Consider the following 17,078-nt stretch of genomic DNA (forward strand, 5'->3'; position numbering starts at 1 on the left):
AGTCAATCCCCCCAATCTCTATGGTCAATAAACTATACTACGGTGATAACCTAGAAGTGCTGCGGAAGTATATCAAAGATGAATCGATCGATCTTTGTTATATCGATCCACCCTTTAATTCTAAACGCAATTACAACCAAATTTATAACAACTTAGGCAAGGAAGATCAAGCACAAGCACAAGCGTTTGTGGATACCTGGACATGGGATAATCACGCTAACGAAGCTTTAGAAGAAATTCAAAGCAACTATCAAGGTAAATTTACCAGTCAGACTATCGATTTAATTGACGGTTTAACTAAAGTTTTAGGTAAAGGTAGTCTTCTCGCTTATCTGGTGAGTATGACTCTGAGGATTGTGGAAATCCATCGAGTTTTAAAATCTACTGGTAGCTTTTATCTCCACTGCGATCCTACTGCTAGTCATTATTTAAAAATAGTTTTAGATGCTATTTTTTGCTCTCAGGGGGGTGATTTTAAAAATGAGATTAGCTGGAAAAGAACCACTGCTCATAATGATGCAAAGCAAGGACAAAAACAATATGGCAATATTCGAGATGTCATTCTTTTTTATACCAAATCGAATCGATGGAATTGGGATTGCCAATATTCATCTTACAGCGAGGAATATATTGAAAAAAACTATAGATTAGTGGAAGAAAAAACAGGTAGACGTTACTGTTTAGATAATTTGACAGCAGCTAAATCAGGTGGTGACGTTTCCTATGAGTTTTATGGAACTTATCCTTACAAGGGTCGTTACTGGGCATATTCTAAAGAAAACATGGAAAAATTTATGGCAGAAGGACGCTTATATTTTCCTAAAAATGGTGGTCCACCACGATATATTAGATACCTAGATGAAATGCCTGGAGTTACCTTACAAAATAACTGGGATGATATTTTTCCCTTAACCTCAAGTGCCAAAGAACGTCTGGGTTATCCCACACAAAAACCCGAGGCATTGTTAGAAAGAATAATCAAAGCAAGTAGCAATAAAGGAGACATAATTTTAGATGCCTATTGTGGGTGTGGAACGACTATCGCTGTAGCAGAGAGATTAGAGAGAAACTGGATTGGAATTGATATAACCTATCAGAGTATTAGCTTAATGTTAAAGCGATTAGAGGACTCCTTTGGTAAAAATGTTTTAGATAAAATTGAACTGAATGGTATTCCTAAAGATCTAGAATCAGCCAAAGCATTAGCCACTAAACCCGATGATCGTACCCGCAAAGAATTTGAGAAATGGGCGGTTTTAACCTATAGTAATAACCGGGCCGTGATTAATGACAAAAAAGGGGCAGATAAAGGAATCGATGCTATTGCCTATTTTCAGGGAGATAAGGACAACCGGGAGAAAATTATTTTTCAAGTAAAATCCGGTAATGTCAAATCGGGAGACATCAGAGATCTACAGGGAACCATGACACTACAAGGGGCAGCCCTGGGTATATTTATCACCTTGAAACCCCCTAGCAAAGATATGGTTCAAACAGCCAAATCTGCGGGAATTTATCGCAGTCCCTATAGGAGTCAAAGTGTCGATAAAATTGAGATTGTGACAGTACAAGAAATCCTTGAACAGAAAAAACGTCTCGATGTTATCCTCACCTTTGAAGTCCTGAAAGCTGCCGAAAAACAAAGGGAAACCCAAGGACAACAAATGAGTTTAGATATACCCTTCCCCGAATAAAAATCCTTTGGTTATTTTTGGGGATAGGGTGATAAAAAGTTCCAAACCGACTCTAAAGAAGATATTCCCTATAGAATGCTAGATTATGCCACCAGACTCTATCGACGCTATCCCCGCAAACCTATCCATCAAGTGGTTATTTATCTAAAGAAAAGTGGCTCCCCCACAGTCCGACAGAATGATTATAAACAAGGGAAAACCTCTCATCAATTTGAAGTGATTAGACTCTGGGAACAACCCTCGGAACCCTTATTAAAGGCCCCCGGACTGTTTCCCTTTGCTATACTTGCTCAAGCTGAGAAACAAGAAAACTTACTGCGGCAAATTGCCCAAGAAATCGAGCAAATCAGCGATAGTTGAGAACAAAGTAATCTGGCCGCATCTACCGCAATTCTAGCCGGGTTAGTATTGTAAAGTTTCAATACAAATATATTCAGATATAGTCAGACATGGTAATATATAGACATTAAACTATCAGACTAGGCAAAAAAAACAGGAATAAGTTATCGAACGGCTTGGAGGTGGTGGAAACAAGGGAATTTAACAGGTTATCAATTACCTTCTGGTACAATTATCATAACGGATGACAACCCTTCAAAACCCGACGCTGAGTTAAAAGACAACGGATAATAATGTTATTAGCAGAAAGACACATTATCAAGAAAGGACATCGATTTTGGGCTGAGATAGATAATTTATCTTGGCAGTCTAAAAATCTTTACAACTCAGCCAATTATTTAATCCGACAAAACTTCATTGATGGCCATGGCTATTTGACCTATAATCAGATGGCTTCTCTGAGGTCAAAGACAGAACAGTATCAAGCTTTACCCGCTAAAGTTTCCCAACAAGTTTTAAGAGGATTAGACCAAAACTGGAAATCATTTTTTGCCGCTTCAAGGGTTATATCGTACAGATAAGGGGATTCTGGTTCAATCTGATGTCATAGGTTCCTACAACATTTTGCGAAAAGCATTCCCAAATGCGTTTAACCGCTATGGGATAGAGAGGTGCGTAGTTCACCCAAGGAGAATTAATCTCTCGAAGTAAAAGTGAAGGGAATTTCTGAAATGGAATTCAGTCTGTCTATATTTGACTATACTTTTACTAACTATAACTTCACAATAACTTGATATTATTATTACAATAGTCTCAAAAACAATGATCGAATTAAGTCCCGCCGCCGCTAGAGAAATTGAACGTTGGAGTCAAAGCCGTCGCCTGACTGGTTCCTATCTGCGTTTGGCAGTAAAAAACGGTGGTTGTTCGGGACTTCACTACCATCTCGAATTAACCGATATTGCGGCAGAAAATGATCGCTTTTATCAAAGTCAGGGTATTAATATTTTAGTCGATCCTGACAGCGATCGCTACCTACAAATTTTAAAATTAGACTATTCAGAAGATCTCATGGGTGGTGGTTTCCGTTTTACCAATACCAACACCCAAAATACCTGCGGTTGTGGTCTTTCCTTTAGTGCTTAGTTAACTGGTCCAAATAGCCAAGACAACTAAAAGCGCATTAACCAGATAAAATGCTCCCACAATCTTGGTTTCCGTCCAACCACTTAATTCTAAATGATGATGAAAAGGAGCCATTTTTAACAATCTTTTGCCCTTGCCGTCTGGTCCTTTTGTGGCTTTATAATAGATAACCTGAGCGATTACCGAGAGAGATTCCAGAAAGAAGAGACCACTAATTAAAAATAATCCCCAGAGATGTCCAGTAATTAAACCCACCGCAGCTAAAGCGCCTCCTAAAGCGAGGGAACCCGTATCACCCATAAACACCTTAGCGGGGTTGCGGTTATGAAAAATGAAGCCTAGACAAGCACCAGCAAAACAAGTGCAGAAAATCGCCAAATCCGGATGACTAGGAGCGATAATAATACCTAAACCCAAAAAAGCGATCGCACCTGTTCCCCCCGCTAATCCATCCACCCCATCGGTGAGATTAGTGGCGTTACTTTCAGCTACAAGGACAAATCCCGCCAAAATCCAGAAGAAAAAGCCCAAAGGAATCACTAATCGACCCCAAAGGCCGATATTGGTACTCACCTGATTGAACGACATCCAGAGACAAAAAAGCACCGCCCCGGTTATCTGTAAAATTAACTTCATCTGGGGAGATAGGCCCTTATTCGACTTATAACGCAAAATTTGCCAATCATCTAACCAACCGATACCCATGTAAGCAAAAGTCAGCAAAGCAACCGCCACCACATTAGGAGTAAATTTAGACCAGATTAAAGCGAAAATAAGGGCTACTGGCACAAAAAAGCTGCCTCCCATGGTTGGGGTTCCTGCTTTCTTTAAATGAGCCTGGGGTCCATCTTCGCGCATAATCTGACCCATTTTCAAGCGCCGCAGCATCGGTACTACTTGACAACCAAGACCAGCACTGATTAACGTTGTGGCCATCAGGGGGAGTAACAGGGAATTAGTGGACTGAAAAAAAACTACTAACAGAAATAGTAATCCCGTTAGTAGAATCAGGAGATGGGTTCCAGTGGGTTTTTTAAAGATAGGGGCGGAAAAAATGTTAGCGTTCACGACTAAAGCGTCAGATAAAGGGAAAATTTGCCAAAGAAGACGGGATTAATCTTCATCTAAGACTAATTCATCCTCGTCGTCATCATAACCGATATCATCGACATCCATGAGTTCAGATAGTTCCACATCTTCTTCCAGAGTCAGATCCGGTTCGGCGATTTTATCCCGGGGAATCATGCGATTATTTTTTTCTAACCACTCGACAATGGAAGCGTCTTTTTTTAGGGGAATAACCGCGGCCGGTTCGTAGCGGGGTTCTTGACGAATAGAAGGATTAAGCATAATCACTCGACGATTAACAGCAATCATTTCGAGTTTACCATGTCTTTTAAGGCTCTGATAATCTCTTGATTGGCCGCGGGGAAAGTGAAATGATCTAGTTCCTCGATAGTTACCCAGCGGATTTCTTCACATTCGATCGCCCTTGCTTCGCCACTGAGATAACGACAGTTATATACTTGTAGATTAACCCGAAAATGACTATAGGTATGATCGATAGTGATTAAATGACTATCAACTGCGATTTCAATGCCAATTTCTTCTAATATCTCCCGTTTAATACATTCCTGTACCGTTTCATTGCCTTCGATTTTGCCGCCGGGGAATTCCCAAAAACCGCCCAGGAGTCCCTTGGCCAGACGGCGATCGATTAAAATTAAATCTCGATCATCTCTAATTACGGCCACACCGATTTGTTTAGAAGCTAAAGAGTCTGTTTCGGGAATCATAGCGGTTATTGGCGAAAAAATAGGAAAAAATAGTTAAAAACTGACTGCGGAAAATTGAGTCAAAAGATGATATAATCGAGAATTGTACGATTAACGATTAACAATGACAGTCAGTTCCGAATCAAAGTTTATTTTAAAAGTATTGTGGTTAGATCAGAACGTAGCGATCGCTGTGGATCAGGTGGTCGGCAAAGGAACTAGCCCCCTCACCGCTTATTTTTTCTGGCCGCGCAATGATGCTTGGCAACAACTGCAAGAGGAGTTAGAAGCAAAACACTGGATTGATGAGTCCGATCGCGTTGATGTTCTCAACAAAGCCACAGAAGTAATTAATTTTTGGCAAGAGTTACGCAATCAAGGCCGACAAATCCCCATGGCCGATGCACAGTTAAAATTCCCCGAAGTTGTGTTTAGTGGTAGCAATTAATTTATCGAAAAAATCGGGTCTAAAACCTCGCCTTAAGGCGAAAAGTTTTTGGAGCGGGGCATAAATCCCCGTTACAAAAACGGCCTCCTGCCCCCTGCCTACGTTAAGTCCGACTACTTAACTGATAACTGATAACTGATAACTGATAACTGAAAAAGAATCGGGTAGGTTTATATAAACCCGCCCGATTTTGCTTGAATTTAATTTGATTTGGCTTGGTTTAAACCGATACTAAACCGCCAGCGGCCTGGTATCTAGCGCGAGCTTTGCGCCATGATTGTTGCGCTTGGATAGTTTTGCGACGGTCATCCCCTTTACTGACTTCATCGAGACGGGTTTGCGCTTTTTCGTATTCAGCGCGAGCTTTTTCCTTATCGATTTTTGAGCCTAATTCCGCCCCATTAACGAGGACTTTGATCTCATTATTTTCGACTTCGGCAAAACCGCCCAAAACCGCGATATTTTCCCAGTCTTTCCCCGGTCGAATTCGCATTACGCCAATATTCAGGGCAGTTAATAAAGGAGCGTGACCACTAAGAATACCTAATTGTCCCGTGGAACTGGGTAGGATTACTTCTTCAGCCACGTTATCCCAGACAATGCGATCGGGTGTAATAACCCGTACTGTAATGCTCATTGGTGATAATAACGATAATTTTGGCAGATTTCTGGGTTAAGTAACCGCTAAACGCGGTTACTACTGACTTTTAATTAGCCTTTTTTGAGTTTTTCGCCTTTAGCGATCGCTTCATCGATACTGCCGACCATATAGAACGCTTGTTCTGGTAAGCTATCGAGTTCACCTTTGAGGATCATCTGGAAGCCTTTGATCGTATCAGCGAGGGTAACGTATTTACCCGGAGAACCGGTGAACACTTCGGCCACGAAGAAAGGTTGCGAGAGGAAACGCTCAATTTTGCGAGCGCGGTCAACGGTGAGACGATCTTCTTCCGATAATTCGTCTAAACCGAGAATAGCGATGATGTCCTGTAACTCTTTATAGCGTTGCAGGGTAGATTGAACAGCGCGAGCGGTGCCGTAGTGTTCATCACCGACGATATCAGCTTGGAGCATGGTGCTGGTGGAACCGAGGGGATCTACCGCCGGATAGATACCTTTGGAAGCCAGACCACGGGATAGTACAGTTGTTCCGTCCAAGTGAGCGAAGGTAGTAGCAGGAGCGGGGTCAGTCAAGTCATCCGCCGGTACATAGACCGCTTGGATGGAAGTGATCGATCCTTCTTTGGTGGAGGTAATCCGCTCTTGCAGGTCGCCTACGTCCGTGCCGAGGGTGGGTTGGTATCCTACCGCAGAAGGCATCCGACCGAGGAGCGCCGATACTTCCGAACCAGCTTGCACGAAACGGAAGATATTATCAACAAATAAGAGTACGTCTTGCTTGTTGACATCGCGGAAATATTCGGCCATGGTCAAAGCGGAGAGACCGACGCGCATTCTCGCTCCGGGGGGTTCGTTCATCTGACCGTAAACGAGGGCGATTTTCGATTCTTCGGGGTTATCAGCGTTGATTACCTTCGATTCGATCATCTCGTTGTAGAGGTCGTTTCCTTCGCGGGTTCTTTCACCCACACCGCCAAAAACCGAGACACCACCGTGTTGAATGGCGATATTGTTGATTAATTCCATCATAATGACGGTTTTGCCCACACCAGCACCCCCAAAGAGGCCGATTTTGCCCCCTTGACGGTAGGGGGTGAGCAGGTCAATTACCTTGATACCGGTTTCAAAAACCGTCGGTGTTACTTCAAGATCGACTAATTTGGGAGCGGGACGGTGAATAGGAGAGGTTTCGGTGACGTTAACCGGTCCTTTTTCGTCCACGGGTTCACCAAGAACGTTAAAAATCCGACCGAGGGTGCATTTACCCACGGGAACGCTAATCGCTGCGCCGGTGTCCACGATATCCATACCGCGCACTAAACCATCGGTGGTACTCATGGCAACGGCCCGCACTTGGTTGTCACCGAGTAACTGTTGTACTTCACAAGTAACGGATAAATTTTGACCGGCGGAGTTAGTTCCTTTTACGGTTAAGGCATTATAAATACGGGGCAGGTTGCCACTGGGAAATTCGGCATCGATGACAGGACCGATGATCTGGACGATTTTACCAACGTTAGTTTCTGTTGTCGCTACCATTGTTTATGTCTACTCTGGGTTTTAGCTGATAACTCCCACAAGGGGAAAGTCTTAATTTTTTGTAAAATTAGCCAATACTCAGCTTATCACGCTAGGGGATCAGATCAGTTATCAGTTATCAGTTACCAGTGATCAGTGATCAGATTTGGGTTTTCCGTGAACAGTCTGAGCGGTGATCGGTATTAAATGGCAATTTTCTGCTTACTGGTTACTGATCACTGATAAAAAGTAAGGCAGGCCTTAGCCTACCTTAAAACAAAGCGAGGTTGATCAACTTTGAGGATGCCGATGCAGTGGATGGAATTTGTTTCTCTACCATATATTGGCGATTATAGCAAGGGTTTTGCTGGTTGTATAGATTCAATTAACAAATAATTTTAAGCCTGACCATAGATTTTAGTCTATATGTTGACCCAGAAGAACTATCTCCCGTCAAACTGGGGGACTTGCGTTTTGATAATGTACCATTTAAGGCCGGTCTGATTCTTCTACAGAGCGACGGTAGCTTGATTGTTGAATCAAGCTACTATGAGAGTTGATTGATGAATCAACCTACGGCAACTTATCCCTCGTTCCGACGACCTTTAACCCCCAGTAAACCCAATCCGAACAGGGACAACGCCGCGATCACACTGGGTTCGGGAGTGCTGGCCACCGGGCCAGTTATCTCGGTTGCGTTGATCTGGAAACTGTTAAAAGAGCCACCGGGAAAGAAACTCGTTCCACTGTTATTACTAAACTGGGTTCCTGATGACGTGGCGATGCCCGTCGGGGTTTTGCTAGGAGAAGAGGCGTTCCAGTCGAAACCTCCACTGGTGCTGGCAACGTATAACCAGTATTTAGTACCGGCGGTAAACGTGAGGGGGCTAGTGGGAGTGAAGGTGTAGTTAAAATTTCCCGCTCCTTGAGGGGTGGGATTGGTGAAACTGGCGAGGACGGTACTGCCCGGATTGCTACCCCCGACATCATTGCGGATCTGGACTAGGGGAGTCTCTCCTGTAGCGTAGCCACCGAGTCGCAGGATGGCGTTGTCGAGGCTGTAATTGTTACCCGCGGGCAGGGTAAAGGCGAGCGCTTTTACGTTGCTGGTGCTAATGCTATTACTATTATTATCATTCGTTTGCGGGAGATTCCCGATCAGAACCGCCGCGCGGACAGGGTTTACCCCCCCCATTAGTACAAGTGAACTACTAATTCCCGCTAACACCAAAGACATAGATGAGGTTTTCATGATCTCTAAAAAAGTTCAGAAAGATTGCCTTAATTCTATGGCAGCTGTCTCTTCTGTTCAAGCATTGATTATTTATCGTTATCATTTACCGTCTGGTATGATATTTAATTCTATAGGGTGTTGACAAAAGGGCTAGAAAGTGGTAGGCAACATCGGGCAGTTTCTGGTCGTGCCAAGTGCGATTCCTTTAGGGAGAGGGTAATAGATCCTCGGTGGTTGGGTTTCACTCCGTATTAACCCGAAGTGATGTTTTTTCATAAAAAAAACTCGATCGCATTTAAGTGATCGAGTCAAGAAAAAACAGACTAATTATTAATAGTCGAAGTCACCACCGCCAGCGGGAGGAGCGGATTTTTCTTTTTCCGGTTTATCCACCACAATACACTCGGTAGTTAAAACCATACCGGCGATAGAAGCGGCATTTTGTAGGGCAGAACGAGTCACTTTAGCGGGGTCAACGATACCCGCCTCGAACATATCGGAGAACTCACCGGTAGCGGCATTATAACCGACATTAAAGGGCTTCTCTTTCACCCGTTCGGCAATAACTGCACCGTTTTGGCCGGCATTTTCAGCGATCCGTTTTAAGGGGGCAGCAATGGCGCGAGAAACGATTAAAGCACCGGTTAATTCTTCATGGTGTAGGGTTTCTTTGGCCCAGGTTTCCAATTGGGGAGCCAAGTGAGCCAAAGTAGTACCACCCCCGGGGACGATACCTTCTTCTACGGCTGCTTTAGTGGCGTTAATTGCGTCTTCTAGGCGCAATTTGCGGTCTTTCATTTCCGTTTCGGTAGCGGCACCGACTTTAATCACTGCCACACCGCCGGCTAATTTAGCTAGACGTTCTTGCAGTTTTTCTTTATCGTAGGAAGAATCAGTTTCCTCGATTTGACGGCGAATTTGCTCACAACGGGTTTTCACTGCCACGTCGTTGCCTTCGGCGACGATGGTGGTGGTATCTTTGTTCATAGTGATACGGCGGGCCGTACCTAAGCTGTCAATTTTAGTGGTTTCCAGTTTTAAACCCGCATCTTCGCTGATTACTTGACCACCAGTTAAGACGGCGATATCTTCTAACATCGCTTTTCTGCGATCGCCAAATCCGGGAGCTTTCACCGCAGTGACGTTAAGAACACCGCGCAGACGGTTAACCACTAGGGTTGCCAAAGCTTCTTTTTCGATGTCTTCGGCGATAATTACTAGGGGTTTACCTTGACGGGCAACTTGTTCGAGAATGGGAACCAAATCCTGTACTAAACCGATTTTTTTGTCGGTAATCAGAATAGCGGGATCCTCAAAAACGCATTCCATGCGCTCGGTGTCGGTGACAAAGTAGGGAGAGATATAACCTTTGTCAAAACGCATCCCTTCGGTGATTTCTAGTTCGGTGGTCATCGATTTCCCTTCTTCTAGGGAAATTACGCCTTCTTTACCGACTTTATCCATGGCCGAGGCGATCATTTGACCGACTTCATCATCGTTACCGGCAGAGATAGCGCCCACTTGTGCGATCGCTTTGGAGTCTTCTACGGGTTTCGAGTGTTTGGCGATTTGACTGACGAGGAAATCGGCAGCTTTATCGATACCTTTTTTCAGAGAAATCGGGTTAGCACCGGCGGCGACGTTGCGTAAACCTTCTTTAACGATAGCGTGAGCGAGAACGGTGGCGGTAGTTGTACCATCACCCGCTACATCGTTGGTTTTTGAGGCGGCTTGGCGAATTAAAGCCACACCAGTGTTCTCGATATGGTCTTCCAGTTCGATTTCTTTAGCGATGGTGATGCCATCATTGACGATTTGGGGTGCGCCAAATTTCTTTTCGAGGACGACGTTACGACCTTTGGGGCCAAGGGTGACGGCTACCGCTTCGGCCAGAAGATCCATGCCTTTTTCTAAGGCGCGACGAGCATCTTCGTTGTAGATAATAGATTTAGCCATAATGTATCGTTATTCGTGCAAAATAGGGGTTTTCAAGGGTAGATGATTAGGAAACGGCGGCGAGAATGTCTTTTTCGGAGAGGAGAACGAATTCTTCGCCACCAAGTTTGATATCGGTTCCGGCATATTTGGAGTAGAGAACTTTGTCACCCACACCTACTTCTACAGGGGTCCGGCTACCGTCATCGTTGCGTTTGCCGGGGCCGACGGCCACAACTTCCCCGATTTGGGGTTTTTCTTTAGCGGCATCGGGAAGGAAAATACCACCGGCGGTTTTTTCTTCGCTGGGGCTAACTTTGACGAAAACTCGATCGCCTAGGGGTTTAACAGTTGTTACGTTGATGCTGACTGCAGCCATGGAATATCCTCCGTTTGTCTTGTATTTTGGTAAGTGCTTTTTCCAGATTAGCACTCTTACCTTCCGAGTGCTAATTTACCGAAATACGAGGCCCCCTGACAACGGCTCGATCGGTACGGGTTCCCGAACTATGGTGTTAAGCTAGGGTTTGCGGCAAAAAGTTTGTTGGTGGGGTTAGGGACTTGCGTAGGAATAATATCCCAGCCAGAAAATCGCTCTGTAGAAGAACCAGACCAGCCAGATGGCGCATTATCAAAGCGCAAGTCCCTAACATCTCGAAGGCTCTCCCCCTACTTAGGGTGATCAGCAAACCTGATCGATCGGAGGGCGCAAGCATTGCGCCCCTACAGTAACGGATTTTGTCCACAATGTAGGGGCGAACTGCGTTCGCCCAAAAGGTACATTATCAAAGCGCAAGTCCCTTAGGAGTCAGTATTCTCCGAGTCAGGAGAATTAAGAATAAGCATTAATCAATTAAATGCTCTATTTAGGGATTTTAGGCAATTTTATGCCTATTTTTCTCATTTTTGCCCTCTCAAAAATTAATTAGGGTTTGCTGAATAAATGTGAAATGTAGGCAAGGTAGCGGTTTTGTGGCTTTTCTCGCGAAACAAGTGCAAGATTTTGAGAGAATCGTGCTTCAAAACCTTGCGTCTTCATCGGCCCGCGTCCTGTAGGGGCGAAGCATTCGGGCAATAACCTATCGGTGAAACCGGAGATTTTCTATCCGAATGCTTCGCCCGTACTTTTTGCCGCAAACCCTACTTATGCAAGAACTCTAGTGTAAGCTGTTGTGCAAAAACAAAGGAGTTGAGCGGAAACACTCAACTCCTTTGTTTTTTATGCTTGATTCTATCTATAAAGTGTTATTGTGACTGCCAAAAACCTGCGCTTTTAGTGCATCAATTTCGGCTAATAACTCGCGGCGATTTTCATCTTTGAGCAGATAGCGCCAGACAAACCAACCAGTATAAACGATCCCAACTAATTGTAGGATAGGAGCAAGGAGGGGAATATCATCGATCGCATCTAAAACCGCAAGGGTAACTTTCACGGTGACAAAACTCGCTAAAATTGCCCCCAGAACGATTAAAGGTTTTTTGTATCCAGAGAAGAAACTACCGATATAATCGGGGACATTAGCCAGATAGGACATCACCGAATCCCAAACGGGTTCTACATATTCAGACCAAATCTGTTCGGTGCTGCTGCTGGGTTTGCTCAGAGAGCCGGGTAAATCTGTTCTAATCGGATTTTTGGTCTCGGTCGGTTGCATTGATTCCATATTAACTGATCCTCATCATAAAGGTTAGACAGTGCGCGAATACGACCAACGGGGGTCAATTTTAACAGACTGAATAGACTAACTCGCTGTTGCCCATATTATCGGATAATTTCGATAGTAGGCGGAAAGTTTCTCAACAACTATTAAGAATCAAGGATTTAGCTTCTCAATTTTATCGTCAGTCTGACCGCAATTCTCTATTCTAACAGCAGGTAGCGATCGGAGTTGAGGAATCGGGGGGTCAGTTATCAGTGAACAGTAATCAGTTATCAGTGGGGAGATAGGGAGAAAAAAGCCGGTGGGTTACGGCGAATACTCAATTTTTAGTGAGAGTATAACTTATTTTCGCCGCACCCACCCTACAGATGATTACCTATGTGCTGATCTGGTGGGTTACGGCGAATACTCAATTTTTAGTCAGAGTATAACTTATTTTCGCCTAACCCACCCTACTGGATTGTTTCAGCTAATTTGGTGTATTAGAAAAATGCTAGAAATTCTATAATCTAAGACTTTAAGCCGAAATCTATTGCCCTATTTTAGCTGAAACAGTCCACTACAGATGATTACCTATTCGTGGATAAGTTGCATGGGTGCGGTGCGAGGATCGATGATTTTCTGACCTAAACCCGAAAATTTGACCGCTAGATTCATTTTTTTGCCCGCACCGAGGATATGGGTCACTTCTCCTTCTCCAAAAGTAGAGTGTAACACTCGATCGCCTACCTGCCATTTTCTTTGATTAGAGGCGGTTGTTTGAATGGGAACCACTTTTGGGGTCTTTTTCGGTTTCAGGTTGCTTGTGAGCAATTCTGGTGGCAATTCCTGCAAAAATTGGGAAGCTACCTTCGTCTCTTTATTCCCCCAGACATATCTTTCTTTTGCGTAGGTTAAAAATAATTGTTCCTTGGCCCGAGTTACTCCCACATAACACAAACGGCGTTCTTCCTCAAGGGCAATGGGATCGTTTAAACTACGATTATGGGGAAAAATGCCCTGTTCTAAACCGACTAAAAAGACGATAGGAAACTCTAAACCTTTGGCGGAATGAAGGGTCATTAAGGAGACTTTTTCTTGACCTTCCTGAAGATTATCTAAGTCCGAGGCTAAACTAGCATTAGCGAGAAATTCCTGGAGATTGGTTTCTTCGTTTTCCTCTTGGAATTGTACCACGGCGCTATACAATTCTTGAATATTCTCGATGCGGGTATCAGCTTCCTCGGTTCCTTGCTGTTTTAATTCATCAATATATCCCGAATCTTCCATGATTTTATCTAAAATTTCACTAGCGGATAAATCGGTGATTTTTTCTTGCAGGTTTTGGATAATTTTAGCTAACTTATTGATGCTTTTAGTGGCACGACCGGCGAGAGTATTAACGGAAGTTTCATCGCTGATAATTTCCCATAAAGGTACTCCTAATTCTTGGGCAGCTTTGAGCAAATTATCGATTGTGGTTTTACCGATACCGCGCCGGGGAGTGTTAATAATTCTCAGTAAACTAACGGTATCGGCAGGATTGGCAATCACTCGCAAATAAGCGATCGCATCTTTAATCTCCTGTCGATCATAAAATTTAAATCCCCCGACAATATTATAGGGAATATTATTGCGAATTAACGTATCTTCAAAGGGACGAGATTGGGCATTAATTCGGTAGAGAATGGCAAAACTGCCCCAATTTAATTCGGGGTTTTCTTGGGTAAATTCTCGAATTTTATCGATAACAAAAGATGCTTCTTCCTGTTCATCTCTGGCTTTAAAAACATAGATACTCTCGCCCCCTTCCCTAGTAGGAACAAGGACTTTATCAATTCTTTGACTATTGTTTTCAATTAATTTATTTGCCGCTTGTAGAATATTCTCGCGTGAACGATAGTTTTCCTGTAGTTTCACCATCGTGCGAGTATCGTCATCGGGTAAACCATCGCCAAAGTCCGCTTGAAAATTGAGCAGAATAGTAAAATCTGCCATCCGAAAACTATAGATAGATTGGTCGGCATCACCCACCACAAAAATCGATCGATCCGTCCAATTCCACTCACTTTTTTTCGTTTCACCATTGGTGGACAAAAGCCGAATTAACTCGTACTGAATCTGGTTAGTATCTTGGTATTCATCGACTAAAATATGCTTAAATTGCGTATGCCAATAACCGAGAATAGACTCATTTTGCTGAAAAAGACGGACTGGAACCAGTATCAAATCATCAAAATCTAGGGCATTATTTTGGGCTAATTGCATCTGATAAGCCTGATAAACCTCAGAAATGACCTTTCCCCGAAAATGAGGGTTTTCTCTGGCGTAATCCCTGGGAGTTAACCCTAAGTTTTTGGCATTACTAATCGCATAACGTAGATTGCGAGCATCAAATTTTTTATCGTCTAAATTCATCTGTTTAGTGACGATATTTTTCACTAAACTTTGGGCATCAGATTCGTCCATAATTGAAAAATTCCTTTGCCAACTATGACCATATTCATCCTGATATTTATTAATGTCATAGCGCAAAATCCGACCGCAAAGACTGTGAAAAGTCCCGATCCAGAGTTTTTTAGTATAATTCCGATAAACTTGAGAAAAGAGTTTTTTCTGTTCGTATTCTTCTAAAAGTTCTAATCTTTGACCGTATTTTTCCTGTGCCTTCTGTTGAGCAAAAGTTTTTTCAATTCTCGTTTTCATTTCCCGGGCTGCCTTATTGGTAAAAGTGACCGCGAGAATATTTTCTGGATCGACCCCGTGATGACGGATCAAATGGGCGATACGATAGGTTAAAGCGCTGGTTTTTCCCGATCCTGCCCCAGCAACCACCAACAGGGGGCCGCAAAAATGCTCGACAGCAAGGCGCTGAGAAGGATTGAGTTGTTCTAAATAATCGGCTGTGACTGTCATAATCTTTCCATATAGCTCTGCGACCTCTATTAATCAGGCTACATCATCGAGACGGGGATCGGGCATTAGTCAACCCCTTCCAGAGATAAAAATTTTTTTGGCTAGTTTGTTTCAAATCGCTCAAGATTCTAAGTTGTCATCTACAATGGAATTAGCGGAGACGCAAGTTTCCGTTCACTCCTCACACCACACTCCGTCCGGACAATGTTCGGGCGGTTTCTTATGGAAAATATTCGATCTCTACAAATTCCCTGTTACACTGTATGATCAAAGATTTCCGAGAATCTTTTCATGTTCAAATGTACTACTATGTGAGGGACATCACTTGTCTAAACGTTATTTGTTCACCTCCGAATCGGTTACAGAGGGACATCCCGATAAAATTTGTGACCAGATTTCTGATACCATTCTCGATGCTCTGTTATCCCAAGATGACCACAGTCGTGTAGCGGCTGAAGTGGTTGTCAATACAGGGTTAGTCTTGATTACCGGTGAAATCACCTCGAAAGCGCAAGTTCATTTCGTCAATTTAGTTCGCAGTAAAATCGCTGAAATCGGTTATATCAACGCAGATAACGGATTTTCCTCGAATAGTTGCACCGTTTTAGTCGCTTTAGACGAACAATCTCCCGATATTTCCCAGGGTGTCACGGCTGCTCAGGAAAATCGCGAACTTCTCAGTAATGATGAACTCGATAAAATTGGTGCGGGAGACCAGGGTATTGTCTTCGGTTTCGCTTGCAATGAAACCCCCGAATTTATGCCCTTACCGATTAGTTTAGCCCACCGCATCGCTCGCCGTTTAGCGGCAGTCAGAAAAACGGGTGAACTGTCCTATCTGCGTCCCGACGGTAAAACGCAAGTATCGGTCATTTATGAAGATGGTCGTCCCGTGGGTATCGATACTATCCTTGTTTCTACCCAACACGATGCCACTATCGGCGATATCACCGATAATGATCTCGTCCAACAAAAGATTAAAAGTGATCTCTGGGAAGCAGTAGTACAACCGGTCTTCAGCGATTTAGAAATTAAACCCGATGCCAATACCCGTTATCTGGTTAATCCCACTGGAAAATTCGTCATTGGTGGACCCCAAGGCGACGCGGGATTAACGGGACGGAAAATTATCGTCGATACCTACGGTGGCTATTCTCGTCACGGTGGCGGTGCTTTCTCCGGTAAGGATCCTACCAAAGTTGATCGCTCCGCGGCCTATGCTTGCCGTTATGTGGCCAAAAATATCGTCGCTGCTGGTTTGGCCGATAAGTGCGAGATTCAAGTGGGTTATGCGATTGGGGTAGCTCGTCCGGTGAGTGTCTTCGTGGAAACCTTTGGCACTGGCAAAGTCGCCGATGATGTGATTCTGGACTTAATCAATAAATACTTTGAACTCCGTCCGGCCGGTATTATCCAAACCTTTAACCTGCGCGGTTTACCCAGTGAAAGAGGCGAGCGTTTTTACCAAGATGTAGCCGCTTATGGTCATTTTGGTCGCAATGATCTCGATTTACCCTGGGAACAAACCGATAAAGCCGCTATCCTCAAAGAAGCTTTGACTTCTGCGGTGGTATAGGGTTAAAAATTAACTGAAAATTTTGATTCAGGAATAGAGTTTCAGGCTCTATTCCTTTTTTATACTAAATTCGTTGAGTATAGGCTACTTATGAGAAGAGGCAAAAGCGGGAATAAATAATCAGATTTTCTAACCTGAAGATTAATCTTCAGTTTGCTAGGCTAAAATCCGAAAGAATAACCAATTTTTAGCTCTAATTGACTTTGATCATTGCTATAGTCATTTCAGATAAGTCT

At 43.6% G+C, this 17,078-nt stretch carries 14 protein-coding genes and 2 pseudogenes; 6 read left to right on the plus strand and 10 right to left on the minus strand.

Features of this window, described 5'->3' with window-relative positions; translation table 11 throughout:
• The first annotated feature begins 20 nt into the window (after nucleotides 1-20).
• The 4 genes and pseudogenes from myaer_RS20780 to myaer_RS20805 all read left to right on the plus strand — a co-directional run bounded on the left by myaer_RS20780 (nucleotide 21) and on the right by myaer_RS20805 (nucleotide 3,179).
• Nucleotides 21-1,694, plus strand: coding sequence for a DNA methyltransferase (locus myaer_RS20780; RefSeq protein ID WP_046663508.1), 1,674 nt, complete (start codon nucleotides 21-23; stop codon nucleotides 1,692-1,694).
• Between the two features lie 75 nt (nucleotides 1,695-1,769).
• Nucleotides 1,770-2,051 (plus strand): annotated as a pseudogene (locus myaer_RS20785) (hypothetical protein); the annotation flags it as partial.
• 275 nt (nucleotides 2,052-2,326) lie between these two features.
• A pseudogene (locus myaer_RS20795) lies at nucleotides 2,327-2,593 on the plus strand (RNA-guided endonuclease TnpB family protein); the annotation flags it as partial.
• A gap of 262 nt (nucleotides 2,594-2,855) precedes the next feature.
• Complete coding sequence (locus myaer_RS20805) at nucleotides 2,856-3,179, plus strand: HesB/IscA family protein (protein WP_046663509.1); 324 nt, start codon at nucleotides 2,856-2,858, stop codon at nucleotides 3,177-3,179.
• Here the strand turns inward: myaer_RS20805 and mraY are convergent, their stop codons facing one another.
• The 3 genes from mraY to mutT are packed head-to-tail and all read right to left on the minus strand — an operon-like array spanning nucleotide 3,180 to nucleotide 4,975.
• A complete protein-coding gene (gene mraY, locus myaer_RS20810; protein WP_046663510.1) occupies nucleotides 3,180-4,247 on the minus strand; it encodes a phospho-N-acetylmuramoyl-pentapeptide-transferase in 1,068 nt (355 codons plus the stop codon).
• Between the two features lie 45 nt (nucleotides 4,248-4,292).
• Nucleotides 4,293-4,556 carry a DUF3134 domain-containing protein gene (locus myaer_RS20815; protein ID WP_002735746.1) on the minus strand — a complete coding sequence of 88 codons (264 nt, stop codon included), beginning with the start codon at nucleotides 4,554-4,556 and terminating at the stop codon, nucleotides 4,293-4,295.
• Nucleotides 4,553-4,975 (minus strand): 8-oxo-dGTP diphosphatase MutT, encoded by a 423-nt coding sequence (gene mutT / locus myaer_RS20820; RefSeq protein ID WP_046663511.1) that lies wholly within the window; start codon nucleotides 4,973-4,975, stop codon nucleotides 4,553-4,555. The genes myaer_RS20815 and mutT overlap by 4 nt, the downstream gene beginning before the upstream one ends.
• 103 nt (nucleotides 4,976-5,078) lie before the next feature.
• Between mutT and myaer_RS20825 the strand changes: the two genes are divergently transcribed.
• A complete protein-coding gene (locus myaer_RS20825) occupies nucleotides 5,079-5,402 on the plus strand; it encodes a 30S ribosomal protein PSRP-3 (RefSeq protein WP_002760450.1) in 324 nt (107 codons plus the stop codon).
• A gap of 220 nt (nucleotides 5,403-5,622) precedes the next feature.
• On the opposite strand, the gene atpC is transcribed toward myaer_RS20825, so the two are convergent.
• The 7 genes from atpC to pcrA all read right to left on the minus strand — a co-directional run bounded on the left by atpC (nucleotide 5,623) and on the right by pcrA (nucleotide 15,266).
• Nucleotides 5,623-6,039, minus strand: a complete 417-nt coding sequence (gene atpC, locus myaer_RS20830; RefSeq protein ID WP_046663512.1) for an ATP synthase F1 subunit epsilon — start codon at nucleotides 6,037-6,039, stop codon at nucleotides 5,623-5,625.
• A gap of 74 nt (nucleotides 6,040-6,113) precedes the next feature.
• Nucleotides 6,114-7,562 carry a F0F1 ATP synthase subunit beta gene (atpD, locus tag myaer_RS20835; RefSeq protein WP_046663513.1) on the minus strand — a complete coding sequence of 483 codons (1,449 nt, stop codon included), beginning with the start codon at nucleotides 7,560-7,562 and terminating at the stop codon, nucleotides 6,114-6,116.
• Nucleotides 7,563-8,124: 562 nt separating this feature from the next.
• Nucleotides 8,125-8,793 carry a choice-of-anchor R domain-containing protein gene (locus myaer_RS20840; RefSeq protein WP_149039042.1) on the minus strand — a complete coding sequence of 223 codons (669 nt, stop codon included), beginning with the start codon at nucleotides 8,791-8,793 and terminating at the stop codon, nucleotides 8,125-8,127.
• Between the two features lie 312 nt (nucleotides 8,794-9,105).
• Entirely contained in the window at nucleotides 9,106-10,731 is a 1,626-nt protein-coding gene (groL, locus tag myaer_RS20845) for a chaperonin GroEL (RefSeq protein ID WP_046663515.1), read from the minus strand.
• A 46-nt stretch (nucleotides 10,732-10,777) separates the two neighbouring features.
• The gene (gene groES, locus myaer_RS20850; protein WP_002737272.1) at nucleotides 10,778-11,089 is read right to left on the minus strand and encodes a co-chaperone GroES; all 312 of its coding nucleotides are present in this window, start codon (nucleotides 11,087-11,089) and stop codon (nucleotides 10,778-10,780) included.
• Nucleotides 11,090-11,945: 856 nt separating this feature from the next.
• Nucleotides 11,946-12,374, minus strand: coding sequence for a CAAD domain-containing protein (locus myaer_RS20855; RefSeq protein ID WP_002804204.1), 429 nt, complete (start codon nucleotides 12,372-12,374; stop codon nucleotides 11,946-11,948).
• A 570-nt stretch (nucleotides 12,375-12,944) separates the two neighbouring features.
• Nucleotides 12,945-15,266: a DNA helicase PcrA gene (gene pcrA / locus myaer_RS20860; RefSeq protein ID WP_046663516.1), complete on the minus strand. Its 2,322-nt coding sequence runs from the start codon at nucleotides 15,264-15,266 to the stop codon at nucleotides 12,945-12,947.
• Between the two features lie 325 nt (nucleotides 15,267-15,591).
• Here pcrA and metK point away from each other — a divergent pair, with 325 nt between their 5' ends.
• Nucleotides 15,592-16,842, plus strand: coding sequence for a methionine adenosyltransferase (metK, locus tag myaer_RS20865; RefSeq protein WP_039899812.1), 1,251 nt, complete (start codon nucleotides 15,592-15,594; stop codon nucleotides 16,840-16,842).
• Nucleotides 16,843-17,078: the final 236 nt, after the last annotated feature.

The organism is Microcystis aeruginosa NIES-2549 (assembly GCF_000981785.2).
Taxonomy (GTDB): Bacteria; Cyanobacteriota; Cyanobacteriia; order Cyanobacteriales; family Microcystaceae; genus Microcystis; species Microcystis aeruginosa_C.